The sequence below is a fragment of the Helicobacter sp. MIT 01-3238 genome (assembly GCF_003364135.1).
Taxonomy (GTDB): Bacteria; Campylobacterota; Campylobacteria; order Campylobacterales; family Helicobacteraceae; genus Helicobacter_B.
Genome location: NZ_NXLN01000003.1, coordinates 47384 through 61014, shown reverse-complemented (window position 1 = coordinate 61014; position 13631 = coordinate 47384). Strand labels below are relative to the sequence as shown.

General features: G+C 39.1%; 8 protein-coding genes and 1 pseudogene. 7 read left to right on the top strand and 2 right to left on the bottom strand.

Annotated elements, in window-relative coordinates; genetic code table 11:
* Window positions 1–75 precede the first annotated feature (75 nt).
* The 7 genes and pseudogenes from CQA40_RS01710 to CQA40_RS01675 all read left to right on the top strand — a co-directional run bounded on the left by CQA40_RS01710 (window position 76) and on the right by CQA40_RS01675 (window position 10580).
* On the top strand, window positions 76–303 hold the full coding sequence (locus CQA40_RS01710) for an FdtA/QdtA family cupin domain-containing protein (RefSeq protein ID WP_115519266.1): 228 nt from the start codon (window positions 76–78) through the stop codon (window positions 301–303).
* A 144-nt stretch (window positions 304–447) separates the two neighbouring features.
* Entirely contained in the window at window positions 448–1497 is a 1050-nt protein-coding gene (locus CQA40_RS01705) for a DNA cytosine methyltransferase (RefSeq protein ID WP_115519265.1), read from the top strand.
* On the top strand, window positions 1490–3127 hold the full coding sequence (locus CQA40_RS01700) for a TIGR02391 family protein (protein WP_115519264.1): 1638 nt from the start codon (window positions 1490–1492) through the stop codon (window positions 3125–3127). Before CQA40_RS01705 ends, CQA40_RS01700 begins: the two co-directional genes overlap by 8 nt.
* A gap of 1192 nt (window positions 3128–4319) precedes the next feature.
* Window positions 4320–5252, top strand: coding sequence for an acetyl-CoA carboxylase carboxyl transferase subunit alpha (accA, locus tag CQA40_RS01690; RefSeq protein ID WP_023926937.1), 933 nt, complete (start codon window positions 4320–4322; stop codon window positions 5250–5252).
* A 157-nt stretch (window positions 5253–5409) separates the two neighbouring features.
* Window positions 5410–6549 (top strand): annotated as a pseudogene (locus CQA40_RS11785) (MBOAT family O-acyltransferase); the annotation flags it as partial.
* Between the two features lie 610 nt (window positions 6550–7159).
* Window positions 7160–8740 (top strand): DUF459 domain-containing protein, encoded by a 1581-nt coding sequence (locus tag CQA40_RS01680; protein WP_115519262.1) that lies wholly within the window; start codon window positions 7160–7162, stop codon window positions 8738–8740.
* A 1-nt stretch (window position 8741) separates the two neighbouring features.
* Window positions 8742–10580 carry a GDSL-type esterase/lipase family protein gene (locus CQA40_RS01675; RefSeq protein WP_115519261.1) on the top strand — a complete coding sequence of 613 codons (1839 nt, stop codon included), beginning with the start codon at window positions 8742–8744 and terminating at the stop codon, window positions 10578–10580.
* Between the two features lie 314 nt (window positions 10581–10894).
* Here CQA40_RS01675 and ruvA read toward each other — a convergent pair whose 3' ends face one another.
* Window positions 10895–11479 (bottom strand): Holliday junction branch migration protein RuvA, encoded by a 585-nt coding sequence (gene ruvA, locus CQA40_RS01670; RefSeq protein WP_115519260.1) that lies wholly within the window; start codon window positions 11477–11479, stop codon window positions 10895–10897.
* Window positions 11480–11488: 9 nt separating this feature from the next.
* Entirely contained in the window at window positions 11489–13627 is a 2139-nt protein-coding gene (locus CQA40_RS01665) for a FapA family protein (RefSeq protein WP_115519259.1), read from the bottom strand.
* Between the last annotated feature and the right edge of the window lie 4 nt (window positions 13628–13631).

Sequence of the window (13631 nt, the reverse complement as noted above, 5' to 3'; positions counted from 1 at the left end):
CTATTTGCTAAAAAAAATAATCGCTAAAATTTTATAGCACTAAGCCAAATCAGGCTAGTCCAAAAGGTGTATGGTTTGGATTACCAACTCTTAAATCTAAAAGTTTTAGGCGATGAGCGGGGTAAGCTCATCTCACTTGAGGGTGGCAAAAACATACCCTTTGAGATAAGGCGCGTATATTGGATTTATGACACTTTGCCCGACATTGATAGGGGATTTCACGCGCATAAGGACTTGGAGCAAGTCATCGTGGCGATGGACGGGGCGTGTCAGTTTGTGCTTGATGATGGCAAAGCGCGATAATGGATTAAAATAGGCACTCTGCTTGACAAATATAGGAATAACAGCTATACTTTGTCTCGCGCTTGTTGGCATAGCAGTAGCGCACTTGGCTGTGTGTTTACTTGGTTAAGGGGGACTTTTGAGTAAATTATTTGGGTTGCAAAAATGAGCAAGATGATCTCTGTCGTTGATTTATTTTGTGGCGTGGGTGGATTAACTTATGGCATAAAAAAGGCTGGGTTGAATGTTGTCGCAGGTTTTGATTATGATGAAACATGTCAATATGCTTATGAACATAACAACAAAGCTAAATTTATAAAAGCAGATATATCAAAGCTAGATAGTAATGAAATAAGAAAATGTTATCATAAAAACGACATAAAGATACTCGTAGGGTGCGCTCCTTGTCAAACATTTTCCAAACAAACCAATAAATATAAAAATAGAGTTAATGATAAAAAATGGACTTTATTGAACTATTTTTCACATCACATTAATAATATTGAACCAGAAATAGTCTCAATGGAAAATGTCCCGGAATTAAGGAAATTTGATGTCTTTGAAAAGTTTAAAAATAACCTAACCGATAAAGGATATTACATATCATATAAAATAGTCAATTGCAATGAGTATGGGATACCACAAAAACGAAGAAGGCTTGTATTATTAGCTTCAAAATTTGGTAATATAGATTTAATAAAGCCAAATTGTAGTCAAAAGCAAAAAAATGTTTTTGATGTTTTAAAAAATTTACCACCACTACAATCAGGAGAGGTCAACAAGAAAGATCCTTTACATAGATGTGCAAAATTATCGTCAATCAATATTAAAAGAATAAAACAATCCAAACAGGGGGGTACTTGGAGAGATTGGGACAAAGATTTGTTGCCAAAATGTTATAAAAGGAAAACAGGAAAAACATATAGCTCTGTATATGGTCGTATGAGGTGGGATGCTCCATCTCCAACAATAACAACACAATTTTACATTTACGGTACAGGTAGATATGGTCATCCTGAACAAAATAGAGCATTATCATTACGCGAGGGTGCTATTTTGCAAACTTTTCCCAAAAGTTATAAATTTGTTAAGAATGGCGATAATATCACATACAAAGTTTTGGGTCGTCAAATAGGCAATGCTGTGCCAGTAAAATTGGGAAAGGTTATAGGTAAATCAATAATTAAACATTTAAAGGAAGTAAAAAATGTCTGATTTAGAAATGTCTTTTGACCCTCATACTATTGAACATTTAGGAATAAAAATGTATTCAAGAGTTGCTAACGCAATTGCTGAGCTAGTTGCAAACGCCTATGATGCAGACGCTGATACCGTCCATATAAAGCTATATGATAAAGATGAATTTAAAATCATAGTAGAAGATGATGGAATTGGGATGTCTTTTAATGATATCAATAGCTGTTTTTTGAGAATTGGTCGAAAAAGAAGAAAAACCGATGAGGGTAGAAAAACTCTGAAGGGGAGGACAATAACTGGAAAAAAGGGCTTGGGCAAATTGGCTCTTTTTGGCATTGGTAAAAGCATAAATATAATAACCAAAAAAGAGGATTCCGATAAGCAAATATCATTTAACTTGGATTGGGATGAGATAATAACACAAAATAGTGGCTCTTACAGACCACATTATACTATCAAAAAAGATGAATTGACAAATCATGGCACTACGATTATATTATCAACCTTAAAACGCAAAACGCCATTTGACATCCAAAGTATATCTAATGCCCTTTCTAGACTATTTAACTTTATGAATACTAATTTTAAAATAAAAATAAACTGCAATGATGGCAACATTATAGATGTTGGGCAAGAAAACAAATATGACAATTTAAATATACAGTTTCAATGGGATATGCAAGACTTATGTAATGAGATAGAATCTAACTACATAAGAAAGTGCGAATTGAAAGGCAAAATTCTATCAACACAAAAACCAGTAGTATCCGATTATAGGGGTATAACTCTATATGCTAATGGAAGGTTGGTAAATTCTGCAGGGTTTTTTGGGATATCTGAAGCTCCTGTAGCGTTGTCATATATAACAGGTTGGATTGAAGCAGATTTTATTGACGAAGAAGCGGAAGAATTAATCTCAACAGATAGACAATCATTAAATTGGGATATAGACCAGGCTCAAGAATTACAAGTTTTTTTATTTAAAATTATACAGCTAGTAACTAAAAAGTGGAACGCTCAACGAAAGCAGGAAAATATAAAGAAAACTAAAGAAAAAACAGGGGTAGATATCAAATCTTGGACAAATACGATGCCAAATAAACTAAAAAATGATATTGAGAAAATTATTGAAAAAGTTGTTGAAAAACCAGAACTTGACGAAGAGATAGCTAGTGATATAGTCAAACAATTGCACGAAATAATCCCCAAATATCCGTATTATCATTTTAGGGAATTACATAAAGAAGTAAAACAGGCATCTGAATCTGGTTATCAAAGCAAAGACTATTACAAAGCATTTTTGGAAGCAGCCAAAAGATATGTTAATGCTGTTGCTAAAAAATCAGATGATAGCTTAGATGGCGATCCATTGATGAGTAAAGTCTTTAGCGAACATAACTATAAATTAGATGTAGTAAAAAGATATAGTAATAATTCTAAAATCAGAGATTTTGTGTTAAAAGATATAAGGAGAGGGCAAATGTTTTTATCAAAGGGTGTGGTTGCTGGTGGGCGAAATGTTCTATCCCATACTGAATATGAAGATTTGAAAAAAACAGAACTATTTACCGAAAAAGATTGTTTGGACTTATTGAGTTTATTATCACATTTATTCAAAAGGTTGGAAGAGTCTGAACAACGAAAATAAAAAAAACAATCAATAAAATCATTTAAATGGTATTTCAAACCATTTTAGATTGGCACTAAAAGGTGCTTGGCATTATAAAAGTGCGAGACATACAAAATTTTAATAAGTGGATTTGTGTAAAAAATCCACTTGAAAAAATATATGCTACATTGTGCATCACTGTTATTTTTTTAGATGTTCAAATGCTTATAGGTGTAAATAAAATTAACAATAAATGTAATCAACTATAAAGTCGTATTATGTTGCAATAGGGATAATTCTCCTCAATCAATATGAAAATTCTTTGCATAATGAATATAGAGTAAAAACATTCAGAATTTTATTTTTTAGAATACCATTACCGTCGGTATTGCAATTAAACAAAAAACCGAACCAATCTTTTATCTGAAAGCAACGATATAAAACTTTGCAATTTAGGAAAAAATACATATTGATAATGTAAATATACTGGACACAATAAAGCAAACCATAAATGATACACTGTGTATGCTGCGGCATAGATATATTACCAACCAAATAAAAATATGGGACAAAAAGATAAAAAAAATCTCTTAAAAATTACTCCAAAAAATCATAAAATGCAGGATTGAATAGTAAGATATATTTTGCAAGATAGATAATATTTGTGTGTTAAATAATATCTCTTAACAATACAAGCTGTATACAAATCAATGAATCAATGAACCAATGAGCAAATAATGACATAAAATGTGGGTTTTCTAATTTAAATATACTTAGAAAAAAAGCGAAACAAAATAGCACAAAAATCAAAACAATAAGACCCTATTAACACCCCACATAAATACAAACTAAAAACACTAAAACCTAAAATATCCTAAAATCCAACCAACGGCTTTAGTTTATTAGCTCCTCTGTTCATTTGCTTCAATTTTTGCTTTTTTGCCCAAAAAACCAGCCCAAACCACCATACACACAAAATAAGCACAAAAACACCCAAAAATCTTTATTTGCCCTCCACAAAAAACATTCGCGCAAAGCATTTTATTCACATTCCAAAGCCTTTTCACTTGCCGCACCCCAAGCAAACAATAACAAAATCAACCACAAAAAGCGCGGAATGCAATTCGCTTACAACATTAGCCTTAGTTAAGCCGTAAATTATCTTTGATATTATAAAATTACGCCCTAGCTAAATCCACACAAAGCAAACAACCAAACTTAAGGAGAATTGATGGCGACTTGTTTGGACTTTGAAAAGCAGCTAAAAAGTATCCAAGATGACATTGATATGGCATCTATGCGCGGGGACAACGCCGCGAAAGCTATCCTAGAAAAAGACTACCAAAAAGAGTTAAAAAAAGTTTTTGGCAATATGAGCGACTACCAAAAGCTCCAGCTTGCTAGACATCCAGACCGCCCCTATGCCCTTGACTATATGGAGCTACTGCTAAAAGACGCTTATGAAGTCTGTGGGGATAGGCATTTTAGAGATGATAAGGCGATTGTGTGTATGCTTGGCAAGATTGATGAGCAGCCCACTATGGTTATCGGCGAGGAAAAGGGCAGAGGGACAAAAAACAAAATAGCACGCAACTTTGGTATGCCAAATCCAGAGGGCTACCGCAAAGCCCTAAAAGCCGCAAAACTCGCTGAAAAGTTTAATATCCCAATCCTTATGCTTGTCGATACAAGCGGTGCTTATCCCGGAATCGGTGCAGAAGAGCGCGGACAGAGCGAAGCTATCGCTAAAAATTTACAAGAATTTGCCGTGCTAAAAGTCCCTACGATTTCGATAGTCATAGGCGAGGGAGGTAGCGGTGGTGCGCTAGCGATTGCGGTGGCTGATAGACTAGCGATGATGCAGTATAGCATTTTTAGCGTGATTTCACCAGAGGGGTGCGCTGCGATACTATGGAATGACCCAAGCAAGATAGAGTCCGCCACAAAAGCGATGAAAATCACGCCCGATGAGCTAAAAAAAGCTGGCTTGATTGATGATATTATCCCCGAGCCTCAAAAAGGAGCACACAGGGATTTGCAAGGTGCGGCAGATATGATAAAGTCCTACTATCTAAAAAGCGTAGAAGAAATCCTAAAAGACAGACAATACCTCCAAAAACGATATGACAAAATAATGCGCTATGGAGCATTTAGCGAAGACTAAAGCAAAAAATCAAAAAATAATCAAAATACCTTAAATCTAAAAACACCAATCTAGTATAAATCTTACCTAGCACAGCACCAAAATCCATAAGCAAAATCTATGCAAACCAACAAAACCAAGCCAATACACAAAATCTAAAAAAGGACAACACAAACTTATGTTTTTCAGCATAGAATTTGGACTAGCATTTTTTGCCTTTTTTGTCGCTTATTGGCTATGCCGTGCCAATCATCGCCTCCAAAACCTAGTCCTACTCATCGCAAACTACTCGATTTTGCTCCTACTTGGCAATGCCTTTGTAGCCATAGTGCTTGCTTGCTACACGCTATTTATCTATGCTGCGAGTATCGCCATAGCCAAAAGCGAGTCAAAAGCCGTATTTTTGGCATTTGTAGCCCTTAGCATTTGCAATCTTAGCTTTTTTAAATACTACGCCAATTTCAAAGACGGCTTTGAATCCATTTTGACATTTTTTCATCTAAATATCGCAAATATCGACATTTTGATGCCTTTAGGACTTAGCTTTTATACATTTGCTTCTATCACTTACCTGCGCTCTATCTATGAAGCAAAGCGCGACAAAGCCACCCTCTCATACCAAGCACCATCTGATGCTTCAAACATAAACCCCACCACACAGATTTTGCCAACTAGCCCTAGTGGCGTAGCTGATTATGTCATAGAACAAAACCCCAAACTACAATCCCTCCCAAATCTTGCAATTTATCTCTCATTTTTCCCCACTATCATAGCAGGTCCCATAATCCGCAGTGATTTCTTTTTCTCACAGCTCCACGCCACTAGATTTTGGCGTGCCAAAAATGCCCACCTCATCATCGTGCTACTTTGCTTTGGGATTGTCAAAAAGGTGCTTTTTGCCACCTATGCTTCTAGCTACTCCTCTCCCATCCTAGCAAACCCACTCAATCACAACTCCCTAGAGCTGGCACTTGCTATGTGTGGGTATAGTGTGGAAATCTATTGTGATTTTAGCGGATATGTGGATTTGGTAAGCGCGGTGGCTTTGATGCTAGGATTTGTCTTGCCACCAAATTTCAATATGCCCTATATGGCGCGAAATCTCAAAGACTTTTGGGCTAGGTGGCATATCAGCCTATCCACATTTATAAGAGATTTTATCTATATCCCGCTTGGTGGCTCAAGGTGTGGATTTTTGCGCACGCAGTTTGCACTGCTTGTGGCGTTTGTGCTATCAGGCATTTGGCACGGAAGCACGATAAATTTTATGATTTGGGGGCTAGCACACGGACTTGGAATTGTATGGCTAAACACACTAAAGCACTTTAGCCACAATAGCTACAAAAGCACCACACCAAACCTAACTCAACAAGAAAAATCTATCAAAACTTCTACTAAATCCACCTCCAAAGCCTCTGCCAAATCAAAAACCCACCAAAAAGATTCCAAAGATTCCACGCCAAAAGATTTTACTTACAAAGATTCCCTTGCAAGCCAACCAAAACAACCTAGCCCATATCTTTTTGGCTCTAGTGCCTTTGGAGTGTTTCTAAGCTCATTTTGCACCTTTGCTTTTGTAACGATAGCGTGGGTGTTTTTCCGCTTTAGGGAGCTAGATGAGTCGCTTGGATTTTTAAGCGCGTTTTGGGAAAATCTCTCTAAACCCATTTATCTAAGTGAAACACTTATCGCGCTTTGTGGCTTGCTACTCTTTGCGCTCTACCCCAAGCTACAAAACTTCAAGCGAAGCTGTATCTACACACTTTACAAAGTCCCACCCATTGCCAAACCACTTGTGCTAGCATTTGTTTGGCTTGTGGCGTTTTGCTTTATGCCAGATGGGATTCCAAACTTCATTTATGCCAATTTCTAGCAGGGTAGATTTTAGTATGGCGATTTTTGAGATTTAGAGCGGAGCAAAAAAGCAGATGAGAATCTATGATTTTATCCTAACCCTCATAGGAAGCTTTATCCTTGTGGCATTGATGATGAATGCTAGCATACACTCCTATATCGAGCAAAAATACCACCTTGATGTTTTTGATGCAAACGAGCCGATTTTGGAGATTTTGGGTAAGCCAAAGGCGTGGCTTGATGATTTGAGGGAGCTGCTTTTACCAAGCGTAGAGGAGCTAGCACTTTCCCAATCCCTCCAAGATGAGCGCGAAAAATCCACAAAAGAAAAATCCGTGTGGGAAAGGCTTATGGGCACAGAATCGCTTGATTCTTTTTTCACACCAAAAGAAGAAACGCGCTATCCATTTATAGACAAAGATGGCAAGCTAGTGCTAAAGCAGGATTCGACTTTTATTTTCATAGGCGATTCGATGATGCAAGGCGTGGGGCTTACTCTAGCTAGTGAGCTAAAAAAGCGCGGATTTAGCGTGATAAATATCGCTAAGCAAAGCACAGGACTTACTTATACGCATTTTTTTGATTGGAGAAAGGCTCTAAGGGAAGCCTTTGCCAAAAATCCGCACATAAATATCGTAGTGATGATGGTAGGGGCAAATGACCCCTATGCTATGCCAAAGATGAAGTATGGAAGTGATGAATGGATAGAGACCTACTCATCTCGTATCAAAGAAATCATCGATATTTCGCTAGAAAATGACGCGGTAGTGGTGTGGTATGACGCACCTTATGTGCGAAAAGAGCCACTAAACACAAGGCTAATCTTTCTAAACACGCTTTATAAATCCCAAGTAGATAGCGCAAAACAGCTACTTTTGCACGCAAATTCTGCGCTTGCCCCAGATGGAGTCTACACTTCTTATGTCAAAAATGAGCAGGGCAGAAGTATCCGCGTGCGTGGGGAAGATGGGATTCACTTCAGCGGGGAGGGCTCAAGGGCTCTAAGCAGACTACTACTAGAGAGGCTAGAAGTAGTGCAAGAGCAAATATCCCAAGATGAAAGCACACAAAGCACCACCAAAACTACCCCACACACACTAAACACCCCAAGCACACAAAAAATCCAATACACTTATGATATAGACAAGCCAAAATCAACCCCCGCCAAGCAAAAAACACAAGAGATACAAGAATCCCAAGAGCCAAAAGAAGAACAAGCAATAGATTCTGCCAAAAATGACTTAGAGCAATACAGCGATGAGCAATCAGCAGAACAAAACCAAAACAAAGATAAAAAAGAAAGCAAAAGAGAGCAAAGAAAAAACAAAAAAGCCCAGCAAGACAAATCCCAAGAAGAGCAAAAGTCCCAAGAAATAGTAGTAGAAAAAATCAAAGACACCCCACAAAAAGAACCAAAACCACAAAAACGCAAATGGAAAAATATCTTTGAGAATAATGAAAAAGAGCCTAGCGATGAACCCACAAAAGAATCAAAAAAACCACAAAAAGATTCCAAAAAGGATTCTTTAGAGTCGCCAAAAGATTCCCACATAGAAAAGGGAGTAGAAAAAGGAGTAGAAAAAATCAATGATAAAGCCAATGACAAAAATCCACTAGAATCAAACAACTCCACACCTAAGAAAAAAGGTGCGTAAAATGCAAAAGATTTTATGCTTTCTTATGGGAGATTTTAGGCACTTTAGGTGGGGTTTTGCACGATTTATAGGGGGATTTGTGCGATTTTGTGTGGCTTGCCTAGCGTTGTTTGTCCTTTTTGCAGAGCTAGCCAAGCCAGATGCACCAAAGCCACAAGCCAAGCCACAGGCAAAAACACAGCCAAAAGCACCACAAGCAAAATCCACCCAAAAACCAAAAAACACCAAATCCCCCCAAAAATCCCCAGCAAAAACAAACACAAAAGCTAAGCCAAGCACAAAATCCAAAACCCCCGCCAAATCCACCCCAAAAAGCAAAACCACTCAAAAATCCCAAAAAGCAAAGAAATACACACCAAAGCCTTTGCCAAACGAAAAAGAAGTGCAAGACATAGCAAGCAAAGCAAAAGTAATCAACTATGGCGAGCCAAATCTAGCAAGGCTAAAGCGCGCACTAGAGGGCAAAAATGAGCTAAAAATCCTAGTCTTTGGCGACTCGCATATCGCAGGAGATACCCTCACACACCAATGGCGCAAAACCATTATGCTACCAAATTCTGTTGGGTTTATCTATCCTGTTTTCCCCACCTATCATCAAAACCTATTAGTAAAAACCATTAGCAAAGACTTTGAAGTGCGAAATTCACGCATTGATGCCTATGATGACTATCCTTTCGGTGGCGTCATCGCTAGGGCAAAAAAAGAAAACGCTAGCGTAAAAATCACACTAAAATTCCCCCCCGAGCACCAAGACTTCCTTATCCGCATAGTGTTTAAAGCACCAAATAATACTTTGGGTGCGTTTCTCATAAGCGATTCTAGCGGGCAAAGCTATCGACTTCAAGCAAAAGAAGCAAATATATGGGAGATTTCCCAAGATTTTGCTCTGCGATTCCCCATAGAGATAAAATCCCTCCTGCCAAATGCAACGCTTGGAGGGTATTTTATCTACCAAGATTCCAAAAACATAGCCGACACTTCGCGCACGAGCAAATCTCGGCTAAGCAAGCTAGAAAAGCTCCCCATAAATGAGCAAAAAGAAAGCGAACTAGATTCTAGCGAAGAGACAAGCGAACAATCTAGCCAAGACAAAGATGATTCACAAAATCCACCAAAATCCCAAAATCCACAAAAATTCTCTTATGCAAATCTCACAAACCTACCCAAAAATACCAACAACCTAATCGCTCATATCGGCTCAAATGGCGCACGAAGCGATATATGGCGCAAGTGGAATCAAAAAGCACTTAGCGACACACTTTGCGCGTTTAGATATGATTTCATCGTGCTGTCCTATGGCTCAAATGACGCACTTGTGATGCCTCTAGACACAAAAGCGTTTGAACAAAATTATAGCTCCTTAATTGCCCTAGTGCGCAAGTGCAACGAGGGCGCGGCTATCTTGCTTGTAGGACCGCCAAAAGTCATCACCAAGCCAAGAAAAGCAAAAAACTATCGCATAGCACCATACTTTGTCGCCGTAAGAGAATCCGTAAAAAAAGTAGCAAAAAAAGAGGGAGTGCTATACTTTGATATGCACGAGTTTATGGAGGATAGCGGTGGCAAAGACGCGTGGGTAGCAAAATCTCTATCCAAAAAAGATGTCCATCTCACGCCTTTTGGCTATTCTCTTGTCGCTGATGGCATAGCTTATGGACTGCACAAAGTGCTAAATATCCAAACCAAAGAAATAAAAGAATCTATGGAAGCAAAAGAATCTAAAGAGACAAAAGAAAATGCCCCCGCCACAAAAACAAATAAAAGTGAGCAAAAACCAGAGCTAAACACCCCTGATGAAAGCTCCGCACCACAAGAAATATGGCAAAGCAAGATAGAGTGAGATTTCTCTAGTAATTTTTTAGCAATTTTTGCTACGCCTAAAAATGCTCCCAAATAGCTCCCATTTCAAACAAAAGCCACCAAACAATCCCGCCAAATGAGACTACCAACACAAAAAATACAATATGTCTTTATAGATTGCCTTGACGACTAAAGGCAGGCATTTTTACTTCCCATAGTTCACTATGAGATGATTATAGGGCTAGTCTTATTGTATCGGTAGTTTTATTGTGTGTTGATTTTGCTTATTTAGCTTTTTAGCGCGTGTATTTAGAATCCATCGCAAACATAATCCCACTTCCCAACGAAGCCCACCTAAAGCAGTCGCAATGCCTCTTTGATGATATTTTGGGTATCGCTAGCACTGATTTGTGGGAGGACCTTTTTGATTTCGCTTAGTTTGTAGCCTAAACTCTCAAGCGCAGCGATTGCTTCGGCTTTTTGAGTCTCATTTGCAGGCATTGCTTTATCACTAGAATCTAGTGCACTTTCTTGGAGTATTTGAGAGCAAAATCCAGCCAAGTCAAGCAAGATTTTGCCTGCAGATTTTGCGCCCACACCGGGCACTTTTTGGAGTAGTTTTATATCTTTGCTTTGGACTAATGAAGCAAAACTTTGCGGGCTAAATGTGCTTAAAATCGCCAAAGCCACCTTAGGTCCCACGCCATTTATCTTTAGCAATCGCTCAAATGTGCTTTGCTCGACTTTGTCTAAAAATCCAAAAAGTAGCTGCGCATCCTCACGCACGATATGTGTCGTGCGTAGCCTAGCGACTTGCCCTGCCTTTAGCTTAGCACTCGTTTGCACGCTCAAAGCCACCTCATACACCACGCCATTTGCCTCTATCTCCGCACTCATCGCACCTAGCTCGACTACATTGCCCACTAGCCCACAAATCATTTTTGCTCCTTATTTGGATTTTAGTTTGAAGTTCTCATCTAGGATTATTTCCCCGCTTTGCCCCTCTTTTAGCTCCAAGCTATCAAGCGCGTTTTGTGTATTTACCTTTGTAAATGCCTTTGCAAAATCGCTATCTAGCCCACTGCTACCAAAAAACCCACTACCAAAATCTAAATCCTTGCTAGAATCTAGCGCATTATCTTTTTGGCTACCATTTTGATTGCCATCTTGGATATTTTTTTTGCTAGCTTGGCTAGATTCTAGCGCACTCAAATCTGGCTTTGCCAAAAACACATAGTTATCATACCCCCACACTTCTTTTATGGCTAGGCTTGCCTCTTTTAGCCTAGTTTTTAGGCTAGTGATTGCTTGATTGCGCGTGGCTAGGACTTGCTTTTGCAAAGATTGGATTTTGCCTTGCAAGATTTGGCTTACATTTGCTTGGGCAAGTGCTTCTTTGTATCTAGCAGCATAAGCCTCATCTTTTAGGGCGATTTGCTTTTGATACTCGGTAAATCCACTCATTTTTTGCAAAAATTGTGTCGCGCTTCCTTGCTTGTTTTCCCACACTTCTGCAAGTTTGGCTAGCTTTGAGATACTAGCCTTTTGGGTGGCAAAATACGCACTTGCTTTTTTGCTCCATTTGGCAAACACCCCTCCCGCATTGGCGCAAAAAATCATCTCATTTTGTCCGCCTTTGTTTTGCCCTATCACACAAGACTTGGCAAAAAACACGACATTATTGCTTTTTAGCTCGTGGATTGTGGCAGTGTCTGTGGCGATTTTTGCGCCATTTGCTCGCAAGATTTTGGCATTTTGAGCGATGACTTCGCCATTATCTAGGTTTTCTATTGCGCAGTGTGTGCACTCTAGCTTGCCCTTGTGAGTGCGGATTTGGGCAGCGTAGGCTTTGATATGCGCGCTTTTGTGTGTAGAGCCTTGCACGATTAGGGTGTGGGCTTTTATCCGTGTATTTTCAGCGATACAGCCACGAGTTTTTAGGCTTCCCACCTCACACCACACGCCCGCACCTATCGCATCTTCTGCAATGTCATAGCAAGATATTTCTAAGTCTATGTGCCCTCCTGCTAGCAGTGGTGGAGTGTTGCGAGTATTTAGCGCACCGCTTGGGATTTGGAAAAACTTAAACTCGCCATTCTCTATGCGTATAAATCCCTCTTTTTTGGCAGTGTAGATAATCGCTTCAGCCGTGTCGCTAGAATCTATATATTCTTGCCTTGTAGTGATAAGTTTTTGTGCTTCTATACTATTTGGAGTCTCATACTCCCCAAAAAGATTCCGCCCAGCATTGCCTAAAATTGGCTTATAAAGAAACGCGATTTGCTCTCCCTCCCTCACACCAAATACCGCATTTTGAGGGGCTTTGCCATTGCTAGCTTCCCAAGTCTCTTGCGGGACAAATCTAAATCTTGCTTGCTTGCTAGGCACATATTTTTTAGCCTTTAGCAGGCAAAATATCTCCTTTTTCTTGGCAGGATTTTTGGCGATAGATTCTAGGATTAGCCCTAGATTTTGCTCTACTTCATTTTTGCAAGTAAGCATCACACCACCAAGCGCAAGCACGCTTTTGACTTGCTCATAAAAATCCTCGATAAAGCCCTTGTCCTCGACTATACAAAACGCCTCATCAAAGCAAATATCCACCTTGAAAGAATCTATCTCTAAAGCAAAAAGTGGCTCTAGCACGCGAGGAAACACCCTCATATCACACACTTGGCTAATGCTAAAATACGCGCTATCATATAGTGGCGAAGATATAAGCGCGTCTAGCTGGGCTTGGCTTAGCTCTATTTTGGTAGTGCCCTCACTTGAAGTGAAGTCTTTATCACTAGATTCTAGCAGGGCTAAAATATCTGCAAATTTTGGCGTTGGCTTTAGTGCGTTGCTTAAAGGTGGCTTGGGCTCTCTAGCTGGATTTTCCTCACTCAAAAAAAAGCGTAGGTTTTGGAGGCGAAAATCGATATTTTGCAGTGTGGTGTGCTGATTTTTGGCACAAAATTCAGCTAACGCTTTAGACACATTTGTGCAATCCTTGATTAGCTCAAAGCCCGAATTTTGTATGCTTTGGCTTTGTAGTGAGTGCTGCTTAGGTTGCTCTAGGATTGGTGTGTCGATATATTCTTTCATCGTT

Bases quoted from the DNA above. Each gene is read 5' to 3' on its own strand.
- CQA40_RS01705 (WP_115519265.1), top strand. From the start codon at position 448: ATGAGCAAGATGATCTCTGTCGTTGATTTATTTTGTGGCGTGGGTGGA.
- CQA40_RS01700 (WP_115519264.1), top strand. From the start codon at position 1,490: ATGTCTGATTTAGAAATGTCTTTTGACCCTCATACTATTGAACATTTA.
- accA (WP_023926937.1), top strand. From the start codon at position 4,320: ATGGCGACTTGTTTGGACTTTGAAAAGCAGCTAAAAAGTATCCAAGAT.
- CQA40_RS01680 (WP_115519262.1), top strand. From the start codon at position 7,160: ATGAGAATCTATGATTTTATCCTAACCCTCATAGGAAGCTTTATCCTT.
- CQA40_RS01675 (WP_115519261.1), top strand. From the start codon at position 8,742: ATGCAAAAGATTTTATGCTTTCTTATGGGAGATTTTAGGCACTTTAGG.
- ruvA (WP_115519260.1), bottom strand. From the start codon at position 11,479: ATGATTTGTGGGCTAGTGGGCAATGTAGTCGAGCTAGGTGCGATGAGT.
- CQA40_RS01665 (WP_115519259.1), bottom strand. From the start codon at position 13,627: ATGAAAGAATATATCGACACACCAATCCTAGAGCAACCTAAGCAGCAC.